27 protein-coding genes are annotated in these 25,734 nt (G+C 61.0%); 20 read left to right on the top strand and 7 right to left on the bottom strand.

Going from position 1 to position 25,734, the window contains the following annotated elements:
- Window positions 1-50: 50 nt before the first annotated feature.
- Both ACMUVN_RS06320 and ACMUVN_RS06325 read right to left on the bottom strand, forming a co-directional pair.
- Window positions 51-254: a hypothetical protein gene (locus ACMUVN_RS06320; protein WP_063475678.1), complete on the bottom strand. Its 204-nt coding sequence runs from the start codon at window positions 252-254 to the stop codon at window positions 51-53.
- A gap of 107 nt (window positions 255-361) precedes the next feature.
- Window positions 362-874, bottom strand: coding sequence for a hypothetical protein (locus tag ACMUVN_RS06325; protein ID WP_063475634.1), 513 nt, complete (start codon window positions 872-874; stop codon window positions 362-364).
- Between the two features lie 389 nt (window positions 875-1,263).
- Here ACMUVN_RS06325 and ACMUVN_RS06330 point away from each other — a divergent pair, with 389 nt between their 5' ends.
- The 4 genes from ACMUVN_RS06330 to ACMUVN_RS06345 all read left to right on the top strand — a co-directional run bounded on the left by ACMUVN_RS06330 (window position 1,264) and on the right by ACMUVN_RS06345 (window position 5,484).
- Entirely contained in the window at window positions 1,264-2,370 is a 1,107-nt protein-coding gene (locus ACMUVN_RS06330) for a septal ring lytic transglycosylase RlpA family protein (protein WP_063475633.1), read from the top strand.
- 73 nt (window positions 2,371-2,443) lie between these two features.
- Entirely contained in the window at window positions 2,444-3,637 is a 1,194-nt protein-coding gene (locus ACMUVN_RS06335; protein ID WP_063475632.1) for a D-alanyl-D-alanine carboxypeptidase family protein, read from the top strand.
- A 132-nt stretch (window positions 3,638-3,769) separates the two neighbouring features.
- On the top strand, window positions 3,770-4,450 hold the full coding sequence (gene tmk / locus ACMUVN_RS06340) for a dTMP kinase (protein ID WP_063475631.1): 681 nt from the start codon (window positions 3,770-3,772) through the stop codon (window positions 4,448-4,450).
- Window positions 4,451-4,458: 8 nt separating this feature from the next.
- On the top strand, window positions 4,459-5,484 hold the full coding sequence (locus tag ACMUVN_RS06345) for a DNA polymerase III subunit delta' (protein WP_063475630.1): 1,026 nt from the start codon (window positions 4,459-4,461) through the stop codon (window positions 5,482-5,484).
- Between the two features lie 121 nt (window positions 5,485-5,605).
- On the opposite strand, the gene ACMUVN_RS06350 is transcribed toward ACMUVN_RS06345, so the two are convergent.
- Window positions 5,606-6,391, bottom strand: a complete 786-nt coding sequence (locus ACMUVN_RS06350; RefSeq protein WP_063475629.1) for a sulfite exporter TauE/SafE family protein — start codon at window positions 6,389-6,391, stop codon at window positions 5,606-5,608.
- A gap of 233 nt (window positions 6,392-6,624) precedes the next feature.
- Between ACMUVN_RS06350 and metG the strand changes: the two genes are divergently transcribed.
- Genes metG through ACMUVN_RS06365 form a run of 3 tightly spaced genes read left to right on the top strand, consistent with a single transcriptional unit; the run spans window position 6,625 to window position 9,785 of the window.
- A complete protein-coding gene (metG, locus tag ACMUVN_RS06355; RefSeq protein ID WP_063475628.1) occupies window positions 6,625-8,175 on the top strand; it encodes a methionine--tRNA ligase in 1,551 nt (516 codons plus the stop codon).
- Between the two features lie 4 nt (window positions 8,176-8,179).
- Window positions 8,180-8,962, top strand: coding sequence for a TatD family hydrolase (locus ACMUVN_RS06360; RefSeq protein WP_063475677.1), 783 nt, complete (start codon window positions 8,180-8,182; stop codon window positions 8,960-8,962).
- A 4-nt stretch (window positions 8,963-8,966) separates the two neighbouring features.
- Window positions 8,967-9,785, top strand: coding sequence for an MBL fold metallo-hydrolase (locus ACMUVN_RS06365; RefSeq protein ID WP_028757355.1), 819 nt, complete (start codon window positions 8,967-8,969; stop codon window positions 9,783-9,785).
- 1 nt (window position 9,786) lies between these two features.
- Here the strand turns inward: ACMUVN_RS06365 and ACMUVN_RS06370 are convergent, their stop codons facing one another.
- A complete protein-coding gene (locus ACMUVN_RS06370; RefSeq protein ID WP_028758505.1) occupies window positions 9,787-10,413 on the bottom strand; it encodes a TerC family protein in 627 nt (208 codons plus the stop codon).
- Window positions 10,414-10,657: 244 nt separating this feature from the next.
- Between ACMUVN_RS06370 and ACMUVN_RS06375 the strand changes: the two genes are divergently transcribed.
- A complete protein-coding gene (locus tag ACMUVN_RS06375; RefSeq protein ID WP_063475627.1) occupies window positions 10,658-11,341 on the top strand; it encodes a hypothetical protein in 684 nt (227 codons plus the stop codon).
- An 80-nt stretch (window positions 11,342-11,421) separates the two neighbouring features.
- Window positions 11,422-11,835 (top strand): hypothetical protein, encoded by a 414-nt coding sequence (locus tag ACMUVN_RS06380; protein WP_063475626.1) that lies wholly within the window; start codon window positions 11,422-11,424, stop codon window positions 11,833-11,835.
- A gap of 76 nt (window positions 11,836-11,911) precedes the next feature.
- Here ACMUVN_RS06380 and ACMUVN_RS06385 read toward each other — a convergent pair whose 3' ends face one another.
- Window positions 11,912-12,874 carry a LysR family transcriptional regulator gene (locus ACMUVN_RS06385; protein ID WP_025554536.1) on the bottom strand — a complete coding sequence of 321 codons (963 nt, stop codon included), beginning with the start codon at window positions 12,872-12,874 and terminating at the stop codon, window positions 11,912-11,914.
- A 126-nt stretch (window positions 12,875-13,000) separates the two neighbouring features.
- The gene (locus tag ACMUVN_RS06390; RefSeq protein WP_063475625.1) at window positions 13,001-13,882 is read right to left on the bottom strand and encodes a LysR family transcriptional regulator; all 882 of its coding nucleotides are present in this window, start codon (window positions 13,880-13,882) and stop codon (window positions 13,001-13,003) included.
- A 64-nt stretch (window positions 13,883-13,946) separates the two neighbouring features.
- Here ACMUVN_RS06390 and ACMUVN_RS06395 point away from each other — a divergent pair, with 64 nt between their 5' ends.
- The 5 genes from ACMUVN_RS06395 (at window position 13,947) to ACMUVN_RS06415 (ending at window position 19,013) form a co-directional block, all read left to right on the top strand.
- A complete protein-coding gene (locus ACMUVN_RS06395) occupies window positions 13,947-14,948 on the top strand; it encodes a nuclear transport factor 2 family protein (protein ID WP_245294595.1) in 1,002 nt (333 codons plus the stop codon).
- A gap of 12 nt (window positions 14,949-14,960) precedes the next feature.
- The gene (locus ACMUVN_RS06400) at window positions 14,961-15,323 is read left to right on the top strand and encodes an antibiotic biosynthesis monooxygenase family protein (protein ID WP_025554542.1); all 363 of its coding nucleotides are present in this window, start codon (window positions 14,961-14,963) and stop codon (window positions 15,321-15,323) included.
- Between the two features lie 202 nt (window positions 15,324-15,525).
- Entirely contained in the window at window positions 15,526-16,524 is a 999-nt protein-coding gene (locus tag ACMUVN_RS06405) for an AraC family transcriptional regulator (protein WP_245294594.1), read from the top strand.
- Window positions 16,525-16,766: 242 nt separating this feature from the next.
- Window positions 16,767-17,363 carry a nitrate- and nitrite sensing domain-containing protein gene (locus tag ACMUVN_RS06410; RefSeq protein WP_414814921.1) on the top strand — a complete coding sequence of 199 codons (597 nt, stop codon included), beginning with the start codon at window positions 16,767-16,769 and terminating at the stop codon, window positions 17,361-17,363.
- A 42-nt stretch (window positions 17,364-17,405) separates the two neighbouring features.
- Window positions 17,406-19,013 (top strand): methyl-accepting chemotaxis protein, encoded by a 1,608-nt coding sequence (locus ACMUVN_RS06415; protein WP_414814922.1) that lies wholly within the window; start codon window positions 17,406-17,408, stop codon window positions 19,011-19,013.
- A 123-nt stretch (window positions 19,014-19,136) separates the two neighbouring features.
- Here ACMUVN_RS06415 and ACMUVN_RS06420 read toward each other — a convergent pair whose 3' ends face one another.
- Complete coding sequence (locus tag ACMUVN_RS06420; RefSeq protein WP_063475623.1) at window positions 19,137-20,063, bottom strand: LysR family transcriptional regulator; 927 nt, start codon at window positions 20,061-20,063, stop codon at window positions 19,137-19,139.
- Between the two features lie 131 nt (window positions 20,064-20,194).
- Here ACMUVN_RS06420 and ACMUVN_RS06425 point away from each other — a divergent pair, with 131 nt between their 5' ends.
- From ACMUVN_RS06425 to ACMUVN_RS06450, 6 genes are read left to right on the top strand one after another with little or no spacing between them, the layout of a single operon-like run.
- Complete coding sequence (locus ACMUVN_RS06425; RefSeq protein ID WP_063475622.1) at window positions 20,195-21,121, top strand: ABC transporter substrate-binding protein; 927 nt, start codon at window positions 20,195-20,197, stop codon at window positions 21,119-21,121.
- Between the two features lie 31 nt (window positions 21,122-21,152).
- Window positions 21,153-22,895, top strand: a complete 1,743-nt coding sequence (locus ACMUVN_RS06430) for a thiamine pyrophosphate-binding protein (RefSeq protein WP_063475621.1) — start codon at window positions 21,153-21,155, stop codon at window positions 22,893-22,895.
- 1 nt (window position 22,896) lies between these two features.
- Entirely contained in the window at window positions 22,897-23,718 is an 822-nt protein-coding gene (locus ACMUVN_RS06435) for an ABC transporter ATP-binding protein (protein ID WP_028756750.1), read from the top strand.
- Entirely contained in the window at window positions 23,715-24,491 is a 777-nt protein-coding gene (locus ACMUVN_RS06440; RefSeq protein WP_028756751.1) for an ABC transporter permease, read from the top strand. Before ACMUVN_RS06435 ends, ACMUVN_RS06440 begins: the two co-directional genes overlap by 4 nt.
- A complete protein-coding gene (locus tag ACMUVN_RS06445) occupies window positions 24,488-25,255 on the top strand; it encodes an ABC transporter permease (RefSeq protein ID WP_063475620.1) in 768 nt (255 codons plus the stop codon). Before ACMUVN_RS06440 ends, ACMUVN_RS06445 begins: the two co-directional genes overlap by 4 nt.
- Window positions 25,256-25,285: 30 nt before the next feature.
- The gene (locus ACMUVN_RS06450) at window positions 25,286-25,720 is read left to right on the top strand and encodes a GlcG/HbpS family heme-binding protein (RefSeq protein WP_063475675.1); all 435 of its coding nucleotides are present in this window, start codon (window positions 25,286-25,288) and stop codon (window positions 25,718-25,720) included.
- Window positions 25,721-25,734 lie beyond the last annotated feature (14 nt).

Raw genomic sequence — 25,734 nt, forward strand, 5'->3', positions numbered from 1 at the left:
GAGGGGATGCTGCGCATAAACGCAATTCCAACGGCTTTGGGAGGTCGCAGCTAGCTCCCATCGGATCCAAGGCCCTTCGGACCGTTGAGCTGGTTCATATCCTCGCAAAGAGAACGAACCGCCTCCATCGTCACGGCGAGTGCCGACATCAGGATCGAGATGTCGTTGTCTTTATCTGGCTGGGAAAGCGCGCGAGATCGAGCGTGCAACTGTTGGCTGACCGTGTCGAGCTGCAGAATGGTTTCATTATTCATCGTGATCCTCCAAAGGTCTAAACCTTCAAAGTTCCCGGCGGGCATTTCGTTCCATACAGCCCGAAGCGTCAAATACGCAATCCGCCATATGGCAATTGGTGACGTGACTAGCCGTTCGGTTTGCGCAAGGGCGGAAGCCGCATGTAGTAGGAGTCCAGGGGGTCGTAGGATCCCTTCGGTTCACCCTTGCCGGGCTTGACCAGATTGGGCGCCAGTTTTCCCTCCGGCCCGAAAATATAGTCGATGCCGGCGCAGAGATGGGCGAGGGAGCGGTAGTTGAAGTGTTTGAACCAGTCGTTCGCGAGGAAGGCGGCTTCGTCCCAGGCCTTTCCGCGGAGGCGATTGTATCCGGCCTGCTGCAGAAAGGCCTCGCCTGTCCTCGTATTGATGCTGGCGCCGAGACATAAGTTGCCGGCGATCAGCGACAGCCTGAGCACTCTGATGGTTTCGGCATCCTTGTTCGATAAGGGTTTCAGGGTCTGAGCCAGATAGAAATTCGTCGATGGATCATTGGTCATCGTCTTGCGCCAATAGGCGGGGAGATCCTCCGCGCCGGCGCCGACGGCCGGTGAGACGGTCATTATGACCAGCAAAATCAAGCTTTTGACAATTCCGCCCATGGCAATCCCCCAACCCTGCGCATAGAATGCATAGCGTTATTTCGCCTGATGAGGCAAGGTGACGCCGCGCCGCGCGGGAAGCACGCGCCGCCTGTGCCAATTTGGGCTTTTCGGGCATTCGGAAGCGAGTTCAGATTTACCATATGCGCCGCATCGGCACGAGGATTTCGGGCCTTATTGCGGCGGCGGAAGGGCAGGGCGGAGAGGTTCGCGTTAGTGATTTATAAACCATAATCATTAGAATTGTCGCTATCGCAGCGAAATCGTTCGTAAATTTGCCACGAACTTCGCATGATTAAAGTCTCGTTAGGCGGGTGGGGATAAGGCGTATTGGCCCAGATTGGGGCAAAGTTCCTTAACCATAACGATCTTTGAGCGGCGTGGGACATATGAAACTGGAATACGGGGCGGCGTCTTTCGCAACGACAGCACGGTGGCTGGCGATCTCGGCGATGTGTGCGACGGTTGCGGCGTGCGGCACGACACAGGCGGTGCCGAAGAAGAAATCCCACGGCAAAGAATATTTCTCCGAATCCGAATATGGCGTGAAGGCAAGCCCGCGCGTCGCTACCGGCAACAACATCCCCAAGGGCGGCGGCCGCTACATCGTCGGCAATCCTTACGAGGTGAAGGGCAGGTGGTATTATCCGAAGGAAGACTTCTCCTATAACAAGGTCGGCGTCGCCTCCTGGTATGGCTCGGCCTTTCATGGGCGGCTGACGGCGAACGGCGAAGTCTACGACCAGATGCATCTTTCCGCCGCGCATCCGACCTTCCCGCTGCCGAGCTATGCGCGCGTCACCAATCTCGAAAGCGGTTCCTCCGTCATCGTGCGCGTCAACGATCGCGGCCCCTATCACGAAGGGCGCATCATCGACCTTTCCAACAAGACGGCCGATATGCTGGATCTGCAGCACAGCGGCACCGGCAAGGTGCGGGTGCAATATGTCGGCCGCGCCCGCATGGACGGCCACGACATGCCCTATCTGATGGCGTCCTACGTGCCGAAGGGCAGCCGCATTCCCGGCGTCAATCCGGAAGGCCAGATCGCAACCGGCGTGATGGTCGCCTCCAGCAGCCGCAAGATCACCCGCGATCAGCTGCAGAATTCGGAAGATTATGAGACGCCGGCCAACGTGCCGGTGCCGATGTCGGCCACTTCCTATGCCGGGTCGACGCCGAGCGCACGCTACAATGCGGCCCCCGTCGCAGCACCCGCTTTGGCAGCGCCCGCCCATGTTCTGGTAGCGCCATCAGCACCATCCGCCACCAATGCCGCTCCGTCCTTCGACCAGATGGTCGTGTTGCCGGAGATCGGCCCCATGCCCTACGAACGGCCGCTGGGGTCTCTCGCGCTCGGCTACCAGAACGAGGATGTGAAGACCGTGACGGTCGATCTCGCCTTCGACGCTGTGATGGTGCGCAATGACGGGCTGACGCAGGAGTCGATCCTTGCTGCGACGAAGCGTCATCAGGCAAAATCCGCCGCGCGCTGAGCGCGGCAATTGCATCGAATTTCCTCTCGCTCTAACCTCCTGAAATACGCCCCCTGATCGATGGGAATTCTTGATGCTGAAGCCTTTGCTTCGTCTGCTTGTATGCATCATGCCGCTCGCCACCGGCGCATTTGCAGCCGATAGCGGTACCGCCGGTTTCGCCACCAAGGCGGCGCAGGCCTATATGATCGAGGCCGCCACCGGCACGGTGCTTCTCGCCAAGAACGAGGACCAGGGCTTTTCGCCGGCTTCGCTCGCCAAGCTGATGACGATGGATCTCGCCTTCGAGGCGGTGACGAAGGGGCAGATCACGCTCGATACCGAATATCCCGTTTCCGAATATGCCTGGCGAACCGGCGGCGCGCCATCGAGGACGGCAACGATGTTTGCCAGCCTGAAATCGCGCGTGCGCGTCGAGGACCTGATCAAGGGCGTCGCCATCCAGGGCGCCAACGACAGCTGCATCATCCTGGCCGAAGGCATGGCCGGCAGCGAGCAGCAATTTGCCGTGTCGATGACACGCCGCGCCCGTGAACTCGGCATGGAGAAGGCTGAGTTCGGCAATTCCACCGGGCTCCCCGACGGGAAGAGCAAGGTGACGGCGCGCGAGATGGTGACGCTTGCGGCCGCCCTGCAGCAGTCTTATCCCAATCTCTATCCCTATTTCGCCCAGCCGGATTTCGAGTGGAACAAGATTTTCCAGCGCAACCGCAATCCGCTGCTCGGGCTCGATCTCGGCGCCGACGGGCTTGCCACCGGCTTTACCGAGGGCGAGGGCTATTCGATCGTCGCCTCAGTCCAGCGCGATGGCAGGCGGCTGTTTCTGGCGCTTGCCGGCATCGCTTCCGACAAGGAGCGGACGGAGGAGGCCAAGCGAGTGCTCGAATGGGGACTGACGGCCTTTGAGGACCGGCAGATCTTCGGTGAGAAGGAAGTGATCGGCGCCGCCAGCGTCTATGGCGGTACGGCGCGTACCGTCGATCTCGTCGCCAAGGAGCCGGTCAGCGTCTATATTCCGATCAGCAATCCCGATCGGCTGTCGGCGCGCATCATCTATCACTGGCCGCTGACGGCGCCGGTCGAGCCGGATACCCAGGCAGGGGTGCTGAGGATTTTCGCAGGCAGCCGGCTGCTCCGAGAAGTGCCGCTTTATACGGTGCAGGCGGTCGGCGAGGGCTCGCTCAGCAGCCGGGCGGTCGACGCCATGCTGGAACTCGGCGAATCGCTGTTCTTCTCCTGGCTCTGGGACAAGTCGGCGCCCGGTTGAGCGGCCACTTTCTGGTGCAATTTGCCGGGAAAGGTGAATATGTCGCCGCGACGAAAGGTTTTCCTCCCTGACATCTTCGGATAGATAGATGGAGCACGGCGCGTGCGGCGCCTGGAATGCGGGAAGTTGTCATTGTCATCCGGTACGGGATTGTTCGTTACGTTTGAAGGCGGGGAAGGCGCGGGGAAATCCACGCAGATCCGCCGCCTCGCCGAAGCGTTGAAGGGCGAAGGTCACGACGTGCTGATGACGCGCGAACCAGGCGGTTCGCCGGGCGCGGAGGCCGTGCGTCACGTGCTTTTGTCAGGGGCTGCCGAAGCCTTCGGCACGCGGATGGAGGCGATCCTCTTTGCCGCGGCGCGCAACGACCATGTCGAAGAGGTGATCCGGCCGGCCCTTGCCGCCGGCAAGATCGTGCTCTGCGACCGTTTCATGGATTCATCCCGCGTCTATCAGGGCATAACCGGCAATCTCGAGCCGGATTTCATCGAGACGCTGCAGCGCATCGCCATCAACGGCGTCATGCCGGATTGCACCGTGATCCTCGACATCCCCGCCAAGATCGGGCTGGAGCGGGCGCAGAAGCGCGCTCCAGCCGACGGTCCCGACCGCTTCGAGAAGGAGCGGCTCGAAACGCATGAGAAACGGCGCGAGGCCTTTCTCGACATCGCCGCCCGCGAGCCGGAGCGTTGCCACGTGGTCAACGCCATGCAGAGCGAAGAGGCGATCGCCGCCGAGATCCTGGCGATCGTCCAACAGCTCAAATCGCCCGCCGGCCGTTTGCGAATGCCGGAAGCCGCCCATCATGAGTGAGGCCCATCTTGAGTGAAGAAAGGCCCGGCCTGCTCGACGGCGCCATCTGGCCGGGAGAAAATACCAGGCTGTTCGGCCATGAGGAGGCGGAAGCCTTCCTTGCGCAATCTTACCGCTCCGGCAAGGGCCACCACGCCATCCTGATCGAGGGCCCGGAGGGTATCGGCAAGGCGACGCTCGCTTTCCGCTTTGCCAATCACGTGCTATCGCATCCCGATCCCGCGCGAGCGCCGGAAATGATCGGCGATCCGGACCCTGCTTCTCCCGTCAGCCGGCAGATCGCCTCCGGCGCCTCGCACAATCTGCTGCATCTTGCCCGGCCGGTGGACGAAAAGACCGGCAAGGTGAAATCGGCGATCACCGTCGACGAGGTGCGCCGCGCCGGCAAGTTCTTCTCGCAGACCTCGGGCACCGGCAACTGGCGGATCGTCATCATCGATCCGGCCGACGACATGAACCGCAATGCCGCCAACGCCATCCTGAAGATCCTGGAAGAGCCGCCGAAGCGGGCGCTGTTCCTGGTGCTTTCGCATGCGCCGGGACGGCTGCTGCCGACGATCCGCTCTCGTTGCCTGCCGCTGAAACTGGCGCCGCTTGCCGACGCCGCGCTCGTGGCGGCCCTTGACCATCTCGGCATATCAGGCGAGGGCGGGGCGGTACTTTCGGCCGCCAAGGGCAGCGTCGGCGAGGCGTTGAAACTCCTGAACTACGGTGGCGGCGAGATCATTGCCGCCTATGATGAGATGCTTTCCGCCCAAGGACCGACGGCGCGCAAGGCGATGCATCGGCTGGCCGACGCGCTTTCGGGCAGGGAAAGCGACACGATCTTCGATTTCTTCGTCAGCCATGTCGGCGACGATATCATGAACCGCGCGCGGGCGGCAGCAAGCGAGGGGCAGATCACAGCTGCGGAGCGGCTGGCTCGGCTCTATTCGGACATTACCGAGCGGCTCACCATTTCCGACGCCTATAATCTCGACCGCAAGCAGACGATCATCAGCATTCTCGCCGATATCAAACAGCCCGGCCTCTAGAGCGGTTCAGCTTTTAACAGAATCGCAGAACCGCTCTATCCTTTTGTTTTGACGCAATTCCCGGCAAAACCGCTTCGCGCTTTGCCTGGGAAAACCGCTTCGCACTTTTCCTGGAATTGCTCTAGGTCAGCAGCTTGCCTGCGACCACGGCAAGCGTGGCGGCGAGCACGATGCGGATGGTGCGCTCGTGCAGCTTCGGCGCCAGAAGGCTGCCGATAATGATGCCGGGGATAGAGCCGATGAGCAGGGCAGACAGCATTGGCCAGTCGATCTCGCCGATCAGCCAATAGCCGGTGCCGCCGATCAAGGTCAGCGGCACCGCATGGACGATATCGGAACCGACGATCTCGCGCACATCGAGCCTGGGATAGAGGATCAGCAGGATCGTCACCCCCAGCGCACCGGCGCCGACCGAGGTCAGGGTGACGAGGACGCCGAGCAGGAATCCGAGAATGACGGTAAGGGCGAGGATGGTTGCCGGCCGCGGCGGCGTGCGGTCGCCGATGGCGCGGTGCGCAAGCTGGAGTATCGGACCTCGGAAGACCAGCATGATGGCGGTCATGACGAGAAGCCAGCCCAGCGCGGTGGTGATCGTATTGGTGACGCCGATGCTCTTGCGGTCGACGCCCGCCAACAGCCAGAGCATCAGCAGGGCGGCCGGCACGCTGCCGACGGCCAGACTGCCGACGATCTTCCAGTTAACCCGCCCATGCATGCCGTGAACGGCAGTCCCCGCCGTCTTGGTGATCGCCGCATAGAGAAGATCTGTGCCGACCGCGGTGGCCGGATGGACGCCGAAGAGCAACACCAGCAGCGGCGTCATCAGCGAACCCCCGCCAACGCCGGTGATGCCGACGAGGGCGCCCACACACAGGCCGGAAAGCGAATAGAGCGGCTCGAATGTCAAACAGGCGCCCCTGTCAGCGCGCAGCCACGACAATTCCGATAGATGAAAACTGGCACTTCGTTCTGTCCCGCCCTCTTTTCCATGACGGGTAGATGGCGGCAGAAGCGGAGTCAAGTTCACCACGCCAGCGTCCGGGAAATCATCGACAGCTGGAAAGTTGAGGTTTCGCTCGACGGTGACATGCGCTAAGAGCGGCTGACCATTTTTATAGAGTTAGCCGGACATTGGCCTCCATGACAGACAAGACACCCTTCTACATCACCACCGCGATTTCCTATCCCAACGGCAAGCCGCATATCGGCCATGCTTATGAGCTGATCGCGACGGATGCGATGGCGCGCTACCAGCGTCTAGACGGCAAGGATGTGTTCTTCCTGACCGGCACCGACGAACACGGCCAAAAGATGCAGCAGACGGCGCGCGGCGAGGGGATTACCGCGCAGGCGCTTGCCGACCGCAACTCCGGCGAATTCCAGGCGATGGCAACGCTGCTCAACGCCTCGAACGATGATTTCATCCGCACTACGCAGGAGCGTCATCACGAGACGTCGCGCAACATCTGGAACCTGATGGCCGACAATGGCGACATCTACAAGGACAGCTATGCCGGCTGGTATTCGGTGCGCGACGAGGCCTATTACCAGGAAAACGAGACGGAGCTGCGCGCCGACGGTGTGCGCTACGGGCCGCAGGGCACGCCCGTCGAATGGGTGGAAGAGGCAAGCTATTTCTTCAAGCTATCCGAATACCAGGAGAAGCTGCTTGCCCATTACGAGGCGAATCCCGACTTCATCGGTCCGGCCGAACGCCGCAACGAGGTGATCTCGTTCGTCAAGTCGGGGCTCAAGGACCTCTCGGTCTCGCGCACGACCTTCGACTGGGGCATCAAGGTGCCGAACGATCCTGCCCACGTCATGTATGTCTGGGTCGACGCGCTGACCAACTACATTACAGCGACCGGCTATATAGAAGACAGGAACGGCCCGCGGGCGAAATACTGGCCGGCCGACGTGCACATCATCGGCAAGGACATCATCCGCTTCCACGCCGTCTACTGGCCGGCTTTCCTGATGTCGGCGAAGCTGCCGCTGCCGAAGCGCGTCTTCGCCCACGGCTTCTTGCTCAACAAGGGCGAGAAGATGTCGAAGTCGCTCGGCAACGTCGTCGATCCCGTCAATCTGGTGAACCATTTCGGCCTCGACCAGGTGCGTTACTTCTTCCTGCGTGAAGTCTCCTTCGGCCAGGACGGCAGCTACAGCGAAGATGCGATCGGCACGCGCATCAACTCCGACCTCGCCAACGGCATCGGTAATCTCGCCAGCCGCTCGCTGTCGATGATCGTCAAGAACTGCGACGGCAAGATCCCGGAATGCGGGACGCTCAGCGACGAGGACAAGGCGATGCTGGCCCAAGTGGACGCGCTGCATGCATCGACGCGCGAGGACATGGGCAAGCAGCAGATACACCGGGCGCTCGCCTCGATCATAGCAGTCGTCTCCGAGACCGACCGTTATTTCGCCGGCCAGGCGCCCTGGGCGCTGAAGAAGACCGATCCGGAGCGTATGGGCACGGTGCTCTATGTGACGGCCGAAGTCGTTCGCCAGATCGCCATCCTGCTGCAGCCCTTCATGCCGGAATCATCGGGCAAGCTGCTCGACCTGGTTGCCGCACCCGCTGACAAGCGCGACTTCGCCGCCCTCGGCGAGGCAGGCCGTCTCGTTGCAGGAACGGCTCTCGAAGCGCCGACCCCGGTCTTCCCGCGCTATGTGGCTCCGGAGGCTTGAAGCCGTGCTGATCGACACGCATTGCCATCTTGATTTCGCCGACTTCGAGGCGGAGCGGGACGAGATCGTCGCGCGCGCCCATTCGGTCGGTGTTTCGCAGATGGTGACGATCTCGACACGGGTGCGCAAACTCGGCGCGCTGCTTGCCATCACGGAGAAGTATCCCTCGGTGTTCTGCTCGGTCGGCACCCACCCGAACAATGCCGACGAAGAGCTTGATATCCAGACGGAAGAGCTGGTGCGTCTCGCCAATGCCCATGAGAAGGTGGTGGCGATCGGCGAAGCCGGTCTCGACTATTTCTACGACACGCAGAAGCCGGAGGACCAGCAGACCGGTTTTCGCCGCCATATCGCGGCGGCGCGCGAGACCCGGCTGCCGCTCGTCATCCACAGCCGCAGCGCCGACGAGGACATGGCGGCGATCCTGACCGAGGAAACCGGGAAGGGGGCCTTCCCCTTCATCCTCCACTGCTTCTCCGCAGGCCCGGAGCTTGCCACGACCGGCGTCGCGCTCGGCGGCTATATCTCCTTCTCGGGCATCCTGACCTTTCCGAAGTCGGAGGAGCTGCGCGAGATCGCCAAGACGATCCCGCATGACAGACTGCTTGTTGAAACGGACGCGCCGTATCTGGCGCCGAAGCGCTGGCGCGGCAAGCGCAACGAGCCGTCCTATGTCGTCAACACGGCCGAGGTGCTCGCCGATACGATCGGCCTTTCCTACGAAGAGGTGGCGCGGATCACGACCGAGAACGCTTTCCGTCTGTTCTCGAAGATGCCGAGGGTCTAGCGGCGTGCTCTACCGGCGGCGTTTCACCATTCTCGGCTGTTCGTCGTCACCGGGCGTGCCGCGCATCACCGGCGATTGGGGCGCCTGCAATCCCGACAATCCGAAAAACCGGCGCACGCGCGCCGCCTTCATGGTGCAGCAATTCGCGCCGGATGGCGGTGTCACCACGGTCGTTATCGACACCGGGCCGGATTTTCGCGAGCAAATGATCAGGGCAGGGGCCGACCATGTCGATGCCGTGCTCTACAGCCATCCGCACGCAGATCATATTCATGGCATCGACGATCTGCGCGGCTATTTTCACAATACCCGCCGACGGGTGCCGATTTTTGCCGACCAATTCACGATGGACAGGCTGCGGGAAGCCTTCGGCTATTGTCTGGAAACGCCGCCGGGCAGCAATTATCCACCGATCGTACTGCCCGTTGTGATCGAAAACCTTGATGAACCCGTCGAAATTCGCGGCCCGGGCGGCACGATCGCCTTCCATCCGCATCTCCAGCAGCACGGGGATATCCACTCGCTCGGCTTCCGGATCGGCGATGTAGCTTATTGCAGCGATATCAGCGATTTCCCGCCGCAGACCGTCGAAAAACTTCAGAACCTCGACGTGCTGATCATCGACGCGCTACAATATACCTATCACCCGAGCCATCTGTCGCTGGAACAGTCGCTTGACTGGATCGGCCGGTTGAAGCCGAAACAGGCGATCCTCACGCATATGCACACGCCGCTTGATTACGACGCTGTCATGGCAGAGACGCCGGACCATGTGGTGCCGGCGTATGACCAGATGAGCTTCGAGACCGAGGTCAGGATTTAGTCTAAAGCTTGAGCCCGCTCGCCTGCACGTAGGGCCACACTTCGACGCCGCCGCGATGGATCATGTCGAGCGAGACGTAGAGAATGATCAGCAGACCGACATAGGCGATCCAGCGATGGTTGTTGAGCAACCGGGCGATCAGGTTAGCGGCGATGCCCATCAGCGCAATCGACAGGGCAAGACCGATCACCAACACGCTCGGATGTTCGCGCGCCGCACCGGCAACAGCGAGCACGTTGTCGAGCGACATCGAGACGTCGGCGATCACGATCTGGGTCGCCGCCTGGAAGAAGGTCTTCTTCGGCGCGCGTTCGGCGCCCGTAGCTTCGTGGTTCTCGCCATGGCCGGCGCGAAGCTCGCGCCACATCTTCCAGCAGACCCACAGGAGCAGCAGGCCGCCGGCCAGTAGCAAGCCGACGATCGCCAGCAGATAGACCGCGACGCTGGCAAAGAGAATACGCAGAACAGTTGCGGCGACGATGCCGACGATGATCGCCTTACGGCGTTGCGTCGCCTCGAGGCCGGCAGCAGCAAGACCGATAACTACGGCGTTGTCGCCGGCGAGAACGAGGTCGATAGCAATGACCTGCAGCAAAGCCGTCAGACCGGCTGCCGTAAAGATGTCCATATGAATTATCCCCAATGCGTCAAAACCGTGCTAGCGTCTCGAAGGTTTAACGTCAACCGCTGACGGATTTCGCAGGCGGCACAATTCGCGACTCTGTGCATCAGACATGCAAGGCGGAAACACGGCGGGGCATCGCTATTCCCATCGCCATTGCCTTGGAACATTCAAGTCAGCCACCGGTTCTTCAAGTCAGGAAAGCTGCCGTCGATCGATGGCAGGATCGAGACATCGAGAGGAGAACCCCGTGAGCAGCATTTACAACGATACCAACCCGGCTTTCTCAGGCCCGACAGGCGGCAGCAGCCTTGCCGCATTTTTCGACAGCCGGTCAGAAGCCGAATCCGCCGTCTCCCGTCTTGAGGACGCAGGCGTGCCGGTTTCAAGAATAAGGTTGATGCCCGGATATGAGGCGGATGGAAAAAATCCCGGCGCCATGAGCGACGACCGCAGCGGCTTCTTCGACGCGCTGGCGGACTTCTTCTTCCCTGACGAAGATCGGGCGGTCTACGCAGAAGGGTTGCGGCGAGGCGGCTTCCTCGTCCAGGTCAATGATATCGATGACGCGCTCTACGAGACCGTCCACGATATTCTGGACGACGAGGGCAGCATCGACATGGATGAACGGGCGGACCTCTGGTCGTTGGAGGACAGGCAACAAGGCGCATCAAATACCGGCTTTGCCGGCCAATCCTCTGGCGGCAAGGCGTCGGAAGACCTCGCCGTGTCCGAAAGCGCATTCGACGATGCGCGCCCGCTGGCAATGCGGGACACCACGCATGGAAGCGCCAAGGTGCGCGCCTATACCTTGCCCGGCAGCAGTTCCGAACCATCGGACGATGCCGATGGGAAATCCCAAGGCCAATCTCAGACCCAGTCGCAATCCCAGGGCGGATCTCACCAGAGCCAGGGCTTCCGACGCGATCACTGATAGCGCCTGACGTGGATCACGGCCCGGCGGCGATGCCGGGCCTTGATCTCCATCCCGCTTGTTTATTCGAGGATATGTCCATGCAATCATCCATCAATCGCGACGGCCGCCTTCCAGACCCCGACGAACTGATCGCAGAAGGTGAGCCGCCCTTTGCCGATGCCGCCGTGGAGACTGCGCGTGAAAAAGCCGACCAGGATCTCAACGCCCTGCAGCAGGAGCTAAGGCTGCTGAAGGCCCATATCGGCGCGCTGCGCGAGGACGCCGAGGCGGCGCTGAAAGCCAAGGCCACATCGGTCGATGCAAGCGCCCATGTCCAGCTCGGCGACTATCCCTGGCTGAAGCTCGCCGCGGCTATCTGCGCAACCTTCATTGCAGCCAGACTGGTTCGGCGCCTTCCACTCGGGGTCATGCTTGCCGGATTTGCCGGTCATCTCACGGACGCGAGAACACCTGGCATGCGAAGCCGCATGAGCGCGCTACGATCGGTCTAGAGCGGTTCAGCTTTTCACGGAAGCGCAGCACCGCTCTATCCTTTTGTTTATATGCAATCCCGGACGGAAAACCGTTTCACACACTTTTCCTGGAATTGCTCTGGCCGCTGCGCACCGAATGTTCCGCTTCCGTCTGCGATGCCGATGCCAGTTCCATGGCGATGTCGACAAAGCGCTGACCGAGCGAATTGAGTTGCCGGCCTGCAATTTTCTGCAGGGCGAACTGGCGTGAGGCGATGTGTTCCTGCAGCGGAATCGCTGTCAGCACGCCCCGGCGGATCTCCTCGCGCAGGAACTCATCGGACAGTATGCTAACGCCATCCGAGCGTTCCACGATTGCCTTCAGCACGCTGAAGGGAGCTGCCTCGACAAGGTGTACCGGGAAGGGGACGCCATTTGTCGTGAACAGGGCTTCAATCTGTTTGCGGAAAGCGCCGCCGCGCGGGGGCATCACCCATGTCGAGCAGGCGAGTTCCGCGAGAGAGACGTCTTGCCGCCCCTCCAATGGATGCCCCGCCCGAACCACGATCACCGATCGGGCCGTGAAGAGCGGAATGACTTCCACTCTCTCCGGTGCCGGTCTCTGTCCGACATTGGAAATGACGAGATCGAGCTTGTGGGTCAGGAGCCGCTCCATCAACTGCTCGTCCGTGCCCTCAACTACCTCGATGGCAGCATTGCCATTTTCCTCGAGAATGCGGCCGACGACCAGCGGCACGAAACTGCCGGTCGCGAGCGGCGTTCCGCCGATGTGGAGCGGGCCTTCAACACCGCGGCCACGCGCTTCCAATTCCCGTCCGGCTATCTCCAGAATGGCTTCAATGCTTTCGGCATGGCGCACCAGTATCTTGCCAGCCTCCGTCATGATCGCACCATGTCGACCGCGGTCAACAAGCTGCATCTGCGTTACGTCCTCCAGACGCGCGACGCTGACAGAAAGTGCCGGCTGGGAAATATGAAGCGCTTCCGCCGCCTTGAGGAAGGAGCCGGCGCGGTCGATGGCGAGAAGGTAGCGAAGCAGTCGGGGATCCAAGTCCATTTGTCACCAGACCTTCGGCGTGGGTGTGTTCAGAATTCCGTCGAATAGCACGTCCGCAATGGATGCCCTACAGCGCCGCCCAACGCCACGCATTTCCATCGGCAACTTTTCATGAGGCTGCCGTCTTCATGTCTTCATGTGCTTTCTTAAAACGTTGATGAATGCTGCGACCTTGGGTTTGCGGAAGGCCGATGGCAACTGGACTGTCTGGATCGCGATCATTCTCGATGGAAAACCGGCCAGCAGCTGAACGAGCCGGCCTTGGGCAAGGTCGTCAGCCAGAAAAACGTCGGGGCAGATGAAGATACCTTTTCCCGCGCGCGCAGGCATCAGGCAGGCGGGAGGGCTATTGGAGAGGAAGGGGCCGGTGACCGACACTTGAATCTGCTTCCCTTCAATCAGGAAGGGCCAACGGTTCGGGTCAGGATTGTTGGCGTCGCGAATGCAAATGTGGCTGGACAATTCGTCCGGATGGGCCGGTGCGCCATGGCGTTCGATGTAGGATGGGGCGGCGACGACCAGAAGCCTTGCCTCTCCGAGCTTTCGTGCCACGAGGCTCGAGTCCTTCAAAGTGCCGATACGCACGGCCAGATCGAAACCGTCTTCAGCGAGATCGACGTATTCATCGGACAATTCCAGCTCAACCGTAACCTCCGGATGGAGATCCATGAACTCGAGAATTGCGGTTGCGACGACCGTTTCGCCAAAGGTCAGAGGTGCTGCCACACGCAGCGTGCCTTTCAAGCCACTTGATGCCTCGAGGGACATGTCCAGCAGATCGAGTTCGTTCAGAACACGTCGGCATCCCTCGAGATAGATCCGACCGTCATGCGTCAACGACATGGATCGGGTGGTGCGATGAAGCAGATTCATTCTCAAGTCAGCTTCAAGCGTCGCGATGTATTTGCTGACGAGCTTACCGGAAATGCCCAGCCGCTCGCTTGCGGCGGCAAACGATCCCGCCTCGACCGCGGCGACAAAGGTTCGCATGCCGTCAATCTTATCCATACCGATTGTCTCCATTTTGGCGAAACTGAGACGCTATAATCGCCATTTTGGCGATTAATTGCCAGTGCTAAATCGGAACCCGGCAGATCCAGGAAACATAGATGGTTGCTTCCGAACTGCCGCTCTCGATCGCACGCGGCGTTCCGGCGGTGAGCAATCGGCGTGCCGTATCGCGTTCGACGAAGATACCGTCAACCCGGTCCCGACCGGTCGTCGGGCGCGAAATTCACAAGTTCTGCAGCGCAGTTCCGCGCTGCCTCATGCAAACCAGGTAAAAGGGATTTTAAAAATGAGCCCAAAGGAAATCGTGCTGAGCGCTGTCGTCGCGCTGTTCACCAATTTTGATCCGGAAGCGGCAAGCCAGCTCCTGAAGGAAAACTACATTCAGCACAATCCCGCCGTACCCACGGGCGCCGCTCCTATCCTCGGCTTTCTGCCTGCGCTCAAGCAAAGCGGCCTGACGGCGACAACTCATCGCGTCCTGGCAGAGGGGGATCTGGTGGTCCTGCATTCGACCTATGAAAATGCCCAGGCCTTTGGCGGCCAGACGATGGTCGCATTCGACGTGTTCCGTGTCGAAGACGGCAAGGTTGCCGAACATTGGGACAATCTACAGGCTGCCGTCCCCGCGTCGAAAACAGCCAGTGGCAATTCGATGACGGACGGCGCGACCGAAATCAAGGATCTCGCCAAAACCGCCGAAAACCGTACGCTGGTCGAGAACTTCGTGCATGACGTATTGCTCGGCACGGCACCGCAGAAGATCACCGACTATATTTCGACGGAAACCTATATCCAGCACAACCCGATGGTGGGCAACGGATTGGACGGCCTGGGCGCCGCGCTGAAGGCGATGGCCGAAGCCGGCCAGCCGATGGCCTACACCAAGACACATTTGATCGTTGCCGAGGGCAACTTCGTCTTCACGGCCTCGGAAGGGAAGCTCGGCGAAACACCAACTGCCTTCTTCGACCTCTTCCGCGTGGAGAGCGGCAAGATTGTCGAGCATTGGGATACGATTTCCACCATCCCGGCTCAAATGGCCCACGACAACGGAAAGTTCTGAGGAAGGCGCGAAATGAAATTCGTCCTGTCAGTCATTCTGGCGTTTCTCGTTTCCATGTCCGGTACAGCGATGGGCCAAGAGAAGCATGTCGTCGAAATCGTGACGATGAACTTGAAGGATGGCGTATCAGCCGAAGCCTTCGCGAAGGTCGACAAGGCCCTCGAAGATCAGCACGTCAGCAAGCAGCCCGGTTTCGTTTCGCGTGAGACTGCCATAAACGGCCGCCAATGGCTTGTTATCGTGCATTGGAAATCGGCTGCCGCCGCGCAGGCTTCGATGGACAGTTTTGCCGATGCACCGGCAGCATCAGAGTTCATGAGCATGATCGACGCCTCAACGATGACGATGACGCGTTACGACCTCGTTATCCGCTGAGCGGCTGCACCCGTGTGGGCTCACGCTGTTGGGTGAGCCCACACATCGATATTGCCGGCGGATGGATGTTTTGGTCGCCGACGCGGGTCGTATCGTTGGGCCATCGTATGCGCTATCTCGCGTGTACATCACGCTGATGGGGGCTGTATGAAGGGCGCCGCTCGGATTAAGACGTTCCGTTTCTGGAAATGTGGGGCTGAAATTGAACCGCCGGCATGCAACGATCCCAATCCGTCAATTGTCGCTCAAAGGCTCTAACATTGATGAGCTTGCGGCCGCTCTTTCCAGCCTCTGCCTGCGAACCGAAGCCGTTCTGGAGAGCAGAGAAGCCGTCTCTTACAATATCCATTCCATCACGGCCGGACCAATCTCTCTCATCGCCGGCGTTTATGAAGGTGATCTGACGGTCCGGCATGGGAGTCCGACGGAGACCGATGTGATTATCCTTCCTCTCTCCGGACGCTCCGTCGTTACCATGAACGGTCAAGAGATGTTATCGGAGGGAACTCGTGGCGTCTTCGTGAACAGTTTGGCCGCAAGCGCAACGCGTTTCATCGGATCAAGAAAACACCTCGGCCTCAGGATCCCTCGCGACGAACTGATACGGCGCCTGGCGCTGCGCCTCAACATGTCAATACGCGGCCATCTCGATTTCGCGCCGGACATCGACTTGTCGACGGCCTCAGGATCCCTGTTGATGCGGCTGTCGGCCCTTATGTACACCGGTTTGGCAGATGGAAGCCTGGTTCAATCGCCGATAGCGCTGAGCAACCTCACCGAGACAACGATCGAACTCTTGATGGAAGCCGCTCGGCATCGCTATTCGAGCGACCTGCTCTACCGCACTGGCGAGCCGCCCCTGCCGAGGAGCGTCAAGCGGGCGATCGACTATATGCGCGCGCATATCTCGGAGCCGATAACCGTGAACGACATCGCAGCCGCAAGCGGCGTCAGCCCGCGGACGTTGCAGCAGGGATTTCGCGACTTTCGTGATACGACTCCCTTTGCCTTTCTCCAGCGCCTGCGGCTGGAGGCGGCTCATCGCGAATTGATGACAGGTGGATCGGACCTGTCGGTCAAGCAAGTCGCGCTCAAGTGGGGTTTCGTCCACCGCGGTCGATTTTCCGCCGACTACAGAAAGCGCTACGGCGTGCTTCCGTCAGAAACATTGCGGAGCTCGGGGTCGAGTTCGGCCGACTGAATAGCCGCGTCCCTCGTCAGCGCCGGGGGTATCGAGGATGCCGGCGTGAGCCACATATCGCGGGAAAGGTCCGATATCCGAGACGGAATCGTACGGCCTCTCGCGGTTTAAGTTTCTGGTAAGCGCGCGCCATTCACTTATCGCTCGGAAGTGCATGCTTTGCCGATATCCGCAGACCAATTTCGCCGCGGTGAAATCCATCTTGTGTCGGCAAGCAGCGTATTTGAGCTGATGAGGTTGGAATGTCGAGATTGCCGCTAACGTTGCTACTTATGTTATTGACTATATTTCCACTGCTGGCCTTCGCGCTTATGGGTGCGTCGACCGCATTGGAATACTACCATGGGTATTCTTCTTTCGAGCAGGCGGACGTCACGCAACGCCTTGGAAGGGCTGGCGGCGTTCTGGCACAGGTCATCCCGGCAGAAGCGTTTTCTTCTGCTGACGACCGTCAGGCGCGCCGGGCCGCATCGGATGCTGCTCTTGCGGGAGTTCAGTCTGCCTACGACGCCTGGAAAGCGTCCGGTCTTGCCGATCCCGCGATCGAGCATGCCGTACAGATCATTGGCGAGAAGCGCGACAATCTTGCGAATTTCCGCAGCCGTGTCGATGCCGGAACCGCCGGCGAGACTGAAGGAGGTGTTGCCCTGCGTCCCGCTGCGGCCGCCGGTCTGGATCTGATCCGCCGCACCGGCGCGACGATCGACGATCTCGAACTGGCGCGTTTCATCAACGGCTTCCACGCCCTAATGCAATTCAGGGAGGCGGGGTTCATGGAAATCAGGCCGGGCAGGGCTTATATCAAGAATTCGACAATGGCGGTCGATCTCTTTTCGTAGCTTCTGTATTCCAAGAGCCTGCGACAGCTTTATTTCGCGCCGATGCATGAGTTTCTGCCAGCGGACCTGGTAAAACCCTACGACGATTTCGAGGCTGGCGCCGAGGGCAGGTTCATAGCGAGCGTGCGCGATCAGGTTTACGCGAACCTGCCAAACGTCTCCTTTCCCGTCGATACAGCTGATCGCTGGAATGCCGCAACTGGGCGGAGAGCCGAACTGCTGGGCCAGCTTGTCACACGCGCCAGCGCACGGCTCGACCAGACGGCCGCCAAACGCTACTCCGAACTTCGGAAATCCTTCCTGGGCTATTCCGGCTTGACACTCGCGATCATGACGATTGTCCTTTTGCTCTGCGTAACGGTCATTCGCAGGATTTCCCGCTACATTCGGTCGCTGACCGGACGCATGACGGGACTGGCGGAGGGCGATACCGCAACGGAAGTGCCGTTGACGAGCCGACGCGATGAAATCGGTGAGATGGCGCGAAGCCTGGAATTCTTCCGTGAGGCAGCGATTCAGAAGAAGAACCTCGAAGCGTCGGCAGAATCCGAGCGGGATCGCTCGGAAAAAGAAAAACTCGACATCCAGGAAAGCGCCGAGCGCGAGGCGGAAGACCGGCTTACGCGGGCGACCACGGCGCTCGCGACAGGTTTGAAGCGATTGGCGCATGGCGACCTGGTCTGTGAGCTAGAGGAGCCGTTCGCTCCGCAATTCGAAAGCCTGCGCGAGGATTTCAACGCCTCTATACGGCAACTGCGGGACGCGCTCCAGACGGTCGGGCGCTCTGTTGAAAGCGTGACCAGCGGCAGCGCCGACGTGTCCGCCGCCTCCGAAGATCTCTCGAAACGCACGGAGCAGCAGGCCGCCTCGCTTGAAGAGACTGCGGCAGCGTTGGAGGAAATCACCGCCAATGTGATGTCCACCACCAAAAGGACTTCGGAAGCCCGCGGCGCCGTTCAACGCATGCGAGATCATGCCGAGATATCCGGTCGTGTGGTGCGTGACGCGATCGGCGCCATGAACCGTATCCAGGGCTCTTCCCAACAGATCAGCCAGATCATCGGGGTCATCGACGAGATTGCCTTCCAAACCAACCTCTTGGCGCTCAATGCAGGTGTCGAGGCGGCGCGAGCGGGCGAAGCCGGGAAGGGTTTTGCGGTCGTCGCCCAGGAAGTCCGTGAACTCGCTCAACGCTCTGCCAACGCGGCGAAGGAAATCAAGAAGCTCATCGACACTTCGGCTTCGGCTGTCGGGGAGGGGGTAAAACTCGTCAGTGAAACCGGTTCGGGGCTGAGGACGATCGAGGAGCTCGTGCTTGATGTCAACGTTCACATGGACGCGATAGCGATAGCGTCCCAAGAACAGTCCTCCGGACTTCACGAGATCAATACAGCCGTCAATCACATGGATCAGACAACGCAGCAAAATGCCAGCATGGTCGCGGAGATGAGTGCAGCCGGTGCGAGTCTTGCACAGGAGAGCCGGAGTTTGGCGACGCTGTTGAAGCATTTCCGCTTCGAGACCGGGCGGAAGGACATTCGCATACAAAGAGCTGCCACAGAACTCAGAAGCGTTCGACGCCCCTTGCCTCAAACGAGCCGTGGCAATCTAGCACTCGCATCCTCAAATGAAGATTGGCAAGAGTTCTGACTCCGGCAAACTGCCATCGAATATATCAACCATGAAGACAACGGCAGGGTCGTTCCCGGCCGTTTCCTCGACGCTGTTTCACCGCGCGGAACTGCTTGGGTTCAGGATTTGTCTGATCCATCCTCACGCGCCTTGCTTGCCAAGATAACGTGCCTGCCACTTGCCCGTCCTGACGTTTTCCTCGGTTGATTTGTGCAGCATTTCAGTGAAGCGTATCGCTGCAAGCGTGCGCTCCGTATTTTGAAGCGAGGCGATCAGCCAAGTGACGTTGAGGTTGTCGATCGGCGACCAGGCGAACTGGGTCAGCGGTGAGTTGACCATCCCGCAATAGGGCATGATGGCAAAGCCGACCTTGCGCCGAATGAGGTCGTCCATAGGCGCATATTCGGTTTCTACGGCAACTTTTGCCCGGCGGCCGATACGGGCGAATTCTGCTTCGACCAGTGTTCTCAGGCCGTCGGGACGCGGCGTCAGGATCAGCGGTCGGTCCGCCACCGCATCGAGGCTGACCGGCCGATCGGGCGACAGACCGCTGTCGACAGGCCCGACCAGGTAAAGCTGCTCCTGAAGCAATGGCACGGTGTGCAGATCGGGCTCCGTCAACGGTGCAGCCAGAATGCCGATGTCGATGTCCCGGAAAAAGATCGCCTCGCGAAGCTGGACCGAATGTGCACCGCGGACGCGAAGGCGCACATGCGGGTAGGTCTCCACGAAGCTTGCCACAAGTTCGCCGGTCAATACGCGTCCCATGAAGGGCGGCGCGCCGAAGGCAAGCCGGCCTGATGGCGTGTTGGCGGCGTGCATGACTTCCTCCGGAATCCTGGCGATCTCTTCCAGAACCGCTTCCGCGCGCGTCCGGAACACTTCGCCGGCCGGCGTCAGTGTCAAGCCTCGACCCGTGCGATGAAACAGTGGCGCGCCGATCTCCTGTTCCAAGGCTGTGATCTGCCGGCTGAGCGCCGGCTGCGAGATGTCGAGCTTTTCGGCCACGCGCGACAGATTGCCGAACTCGGCGGCCTTCAGAAAATATTCCCATTTTCGAAGGTTCACAGCCTCGCCTCCGTTCGTGCCGCGATATGCATTTAAGGTTATAGCTGAACTGCCGTTCTGTCTATTGATGAAAGGCGCCGCGCTTGGAATAGTCGCAATGGGTTGAGGAGCCCGTGTTCGAGGAGATCTTTATGTTCAAGCGCGCAATTCTGACCGCAACTGTCGTCATCGCCGGCGGGACCCAGTCCTGGGCCGAAACCCGGATCGCCATCGGCACGCCTCCCATCGCCGAAGTGGAAGCCGCCTTCGTGGCCAAGGATGAGGGCCTGTTTGAAAAGAATGGCCTCAACGTCGAGTTCCTGCCGACCGGCTCCAACCAGACGCTGGTGGCATCGCTGGTCGCCGGCTCGCACCAGATCGTCGCCGTTTCGCCCACCGTGCTGTTGCAGGCGGTCGACAGCGGGATCGACCTCGTGGTCGTTGCTAATTGCGGCGTGACCGCAGCGCGCACGGCCAGGAATGTCGGTCTTGCGGTACGCGAGGGTGTCGAGATCGCCAAGCCGGAGGACCTGGTGGGCAAGAAGATCGGTACGCCAAGCATCGGCGGCACCCTGGATATCCTGTTCCGCCAATGGCTCAAGCAGAAGAACGTGTCGCAGAAGAACATCACCTTCATCGAGGTGCCGATCCCGAACACCGCTGACGTCCTCAAGGGCGGCACCATCGATGCAATCATCGCCGGACAGCCTTCACTCGGTCGCGCCGTCAGCCAGTCGAATGGCAAGGTGGCGTTCAATTTCATGGCGGACCTTCCCGAAAGCCTGCCTTATACGACCTTCGTGGCGACCCGCGATTGGGCCAAGGACAATGCCGAGACCATCAAGTCGTTCCGCGCCGCCTTCGCTCAGGCGACAGACCTGGTGGCCGCCAATCAGACCAGAACCCGCGAGATCGTCTCGAAATACACCAAGCTGCCCATTGAGGTTCTGAACAAGATCGAACTGCCGGAATGCAAGACCGTGCCGACCACGGCCGCGCTCGACTATTTCGACAAGGCGATGCGGGAAGGCGGCATGCTGACCGGCGAGATCGATACCGCTGGCCTGATCGCTCCCTGAGCCCCCTTCGTCAATATCCACAGGTGACATCATGGCCCAGATGACCGGCGCGGAAGCGCTAACCCTTTTGCTTGTTCGGGAAGCGGTTCCCTTTGTCTTCGGCGTCGCCGGCGGCAAGCTGAACCCGCTGTTGCATGCAATTTCGCGCGAACCGTCGATCCGTTATCTCGGTGTGCGCCATGAGGCATCTGGCCCCCTGATGGGGGCGGCGATTGCCGCAGCGAGCGGACGGATCTGCGTGGCGCTCGGTGAAATGGGACCGGGCTCGTCCAATCTGGTCGGCGGCCTCGGCACCGCCTTCAACAACAACTTGCCACTCGTGCTCGTCACCTCAAACAATCACCATGCGTGCGCCTATCCCCACCGCGGCATGTTCATGGATCTCGACACGCATGCGCTCCTGAAGCCGCTGACCAAATGGAGCGCGGTGGTGCATGACGGGCGACGGCTGCCCGATCTCGTCCGCGACGCCTTCCGCCAAGCGCTGACCGGGCGGCGCGGCCCGGTTCATCTCGATGTGCCGCAGGACGTATTTACGACCAAGTTCGATTTCGACGACGCGGCGCTTTCGCTGCCGCCATCGGCCTATCGCACCGTCGAAGGCCCGAGAGCCTCCGCTGCCCAGATCGCCCGCGCCGCCGACATGCTGGCGCAGGCGGAGCGCCCGGTGCTGGTTGCCGGCGGCGGCGTCGTGTCCGCGGAAGGGGGCGCGCTGTTCCGCAATCTTCTGGAGGTTCTGAAGGCCCCGGCGCTCGCCACGCAGATGGGCATCGGCACGGTTCCTTCGGATTCGCCGTTCTTCATCGGCCATGGCGGCATCATTGGCGGCGACGCGGTTTCTTCGGCCCTTGCCGGAGCTGATGTCATACTAGCTGTCGGATGCCGGTTTTCCTCCTGGCTCTGGAACGAAACCGGTGCCCTTGCAGGCGGCGGTGCCGACCTCATCAACATCAACATCGATCCGATGAGCCTTGGCGCGAATGCCCGCCATGCCCTCGGCATATGGGCGGATGCCGCCAGCGCGCTTGCCGATCTGCTTGATGCCCTGAGGAGCCGGCAGATACCGGATCGGTCGCGGTGGCTGGCGCGCATGCGCGATATCTACGCCAGCTATCGCGGCAAGCTCGAACGCATGAACGAGGACAATGGCCCGGTCATGCATCCCGCCCGTCTCGGCACCGCGCTCGGCAAGCTTCTGCCCGCCGATGCGCTGATCGCCTACGACGGTGGCCACACCTCCTTCTGGAGCAATGATCTCACCCCGGCAACCATCGAACGCACCCGTTTCCACGAGCCCGGCATGTGCCAGCTCGGCTTCGGCACGCCCTATGCGGTGGCGCTCAAGCTACTTCATCCAGACAGGCCGGTCTTCAACATCTGCGGCGACGGCGCCTTCGGCTTCACGCTTTCCGAGCTCGACACCGCCCGGCGCTACGGTCTGCCGATCATCAACATCATCCACAACAATGCCTCCTGGGGCGTCATCAAGATGGGCCAGAGAAAGACCTACGACTTCTCGTTCGGTACGGATCTTGACGGTGTGGACTATGCCGACGTCGCACGCGGTTTCGGTTGCCATGGAGAGCGGGTGACAACGGTGGAAGAGATCGGGCCGGCTCTCGAGCGGGCTATCGCCTCCGGCCTCCCGGCGGTGATAGATTGCCACGTCCGTTTCGAGGCGCATCCCAGCATGCCTTACTTCGCGAAGATGAATGCCTATGGATTCCCGCAGGGGGCAGGCGGCCCGCATGCCGCTCTTGTGAAGGGAGTTTGATGTGGTTGTGACGCAATTTTCCACCCGCCGACCCTATGGTGAAAGCAATGCGCCGGCCTCCGGCGAGACGCGGATTCGCATCCGCGACGTGACGCTCTCCTATGGCCCGCTCCAGATCATCGGCGGCATCAGCCTCGATGTCGCGGCCGGTGAGACCGTCTGCGTCATCGGCCCATCCGGCTGCGGCAAGACCACGCTGCTGCGCATGCTGGCCGGTCTGGCAAAACCGACCTCCGGCAGCGTCGAACTCGATGGCGCGGGGCTTGGCGGACCGAACCGCTCCGTGGCGATCGTCTTTCAGGACTACGGAAAGGCTCTGCTGCCCTGGCGGACGGCAGCAGGCAACGTATCGCTGGCGCTGGAAGCACGCGGCTGCCGCCCCGCCGACCGGCCTGGGATCATCCGAGATCTCCTCGAGAAGATCGGCCTTGGCGCTCACGCCGACAAATATCCGGGTGAAATGTCCGGGGGCATGCAGCAGCGCCTGCAGATCGCCCGCTGTCTGGCGCAGGAGCCGAAGGTGCTCCTGATGGACGAGCCCTTCGGCGCCCTTGATGCCATGACGCGGCAGGCGCTTCAGGACGAGGTTCTCGGACTGGTTGCCGCAACCGGGGCCACCATGGTTTTCGTCACGCATGATCTCGAGGAAGCGATCTATCTTGGCGACCGGATCGTCTGCCTGCAGCCGAATCCCGGCCGCGTCGGGCGGATCGTCGACGTGTCGCTGTCGCGGCCACGCGACCAGCTTCTGACCCGTGAGGATCCGGAATTTCTGCGTCTGCGCCGTGAACTCTACGATCTCATCAAGGATGATCACCAATGACCGCGCAGCGCCTGCTGAGCACTGGCTGGCGCGCGGCTCTGCTGCCGGTCGCCCTCATCGGCCTGGCGCAGCTTGCCGCGACCGCGACTGCGCTGGAAAGCGACAGCCTGGCGAGCCCGTTCGATATTGCCAAGGCCTTCTTCTCCGTCGTCGCAGACGGTTCGCTGCTGCGGGCGACGGCGGATACGCTGAAAGCGGCTGCCGCCGGGTGCCTTCTCGGTGTCGGGGCAGGATCGCTTCTCGGCATCGTGCTCGGCCTTTCCCGCATTGCAGACGATGCACTCGATCTGACGATCGAGCTGCTGCGGCCGATCCCCGTGGTGGCGCTCATCCCGGTCGTGATGATGTTGCTCGGCTTCGGGGCGGAAATGGAGATCGTCATCATCGCGCTCGGCATGCTGTGGCCCTCGGTCGTGCTGGCACGCGCCGCCGTCAAGGAGGTGGAACCGCGCCTGATAGAGGTATCCAGCGTACTTCAACTCGGCTTTGCCGCCCGGCTCGGCAAGATCGTTCTGCCGGCCATCCTGCCACAGCTCTTCATGTCGCTGAAACTTGCCGCCGGCTATGCGCTTGTGGTCGCAGTGACGGTGGAGATCACGGCCAATCCGCTCGGCCTCGGCTATGGTATCATGATGGCGCAGCAGGCCCTGAGGCCGGCTGAAATGTTTGCCTATCTGATCTGGATCGGCGCGATCGGCTGGCTCATCAGCCTGCTTCTCAACGCGGCGCAACGGGCCTTCTTTCCGGCCTTCGTCAAGGGAGAGGGGCGATGAGGCATTTTTCCCTGCGACGGCTTTTGCTCGGCACTGGGGCGCTGGTACTCTTCGTTCTTGCGTGGAAGCTGGTGACCGATGCCAAAATTGTCTCGCCGATCTTCTTCCCCGGCCCGGAGCGAACCTATGCCGCGCTGGTGAAGGGGCTCTTCGGCGGCGCCCTTCTCACGCAGACGCTGGAGACGATCCAGCGCATGCTGCTCGGCTGGCTGCTTGCTTCGTTCGTCGGCGTCTTTCTCGGCGCGCTTATCGGCGTGTCGAAACAGGCTCGCGCATTCATCGCTCCGACGCTCGAACTGCTTCGGCCGCTTCCCGCTTCGGCCATGATTCCGATCGCAATCGCCTTTCTCGGTTTCTCCGATCACATGGTCCTCGTCGTCATCGCCTTCGGTGCTCTCTGGCCGATGCTGCTCGCCACGATGCACGGCTTCGCCGCCATGGAGCCGCGGCTCTATGAGGTCAGTCAGGTGCTTGGCCTCAGTCGTTCAGAGGTGATCTGGAAGTTGGCACTGCCGAGCGCCATGCCGATGATCCTCGCCAGCCTGCGGCTCGGCCTGACCATCTCACTCATTCTGGCCGTCGTCGGCGAAATGCTTGCAAGCCGCGAAGGGCTCGGCCAGAGCATTCTGGCGGCCAGCCGAAGTTTCCGTTCCCCCGATCTTTTCGCCGGCATCGTCATTCTGGGGGCAATTGGCCTCGCCGGAAGCCGGTTGCTATCGGTTGCGGAAAAACGCCTCCTGCGCTGGCAGGCCGCCCGCCGCTGATTTTTGTCTTTTGAATGAATGGATCTTGTCATGTTCAAACTTTCCGATGCCTCAACCATCATCGACACCGCCCTTGTGGAAGGACGGACCCGTGGTCTCGCGCCTCTGGCTGTCGCCGTCCTCGACGCCGGTGGCCATCTGGTCGCGTATAAACGCGAGGACGGGGCCGGCATCGTTCGTTTCGACATCGCCTTCGGAAAAGCCTGGGGCTCGCTCGGCATGGGATTCGGGTCGCGCGAATTGACGGAACGCGCCGGCAAGAACCCAACATTCGTCATGGTTCTATCGGCCGTCAGTGGTGGGCGCATGGTGCCTTCTCCGGGCGGTGTCCTGATCGCCAATGGACAAGGGCACATCATCGGCGCGGTCGGAATTTCCGGCGATCTCGGAGACAATGACGAGCTTTGCGCCGTTGCCGGCATCGAGAAGGCCGGGTTCCGGCCTATCGCAAAACTTGCAGATTGATTTCTGGAAGAATT

The organism is Rhizobium sp. IY2 (assembly GCF_047532935.1).
Classification (GTDB): domain Bacteria; phylum Pseudomonadota; class Alphaproteobacteria; order Rhizobiales; family Rhizobiaceae; genus Rhizobium; species Rhizobium anhuiense.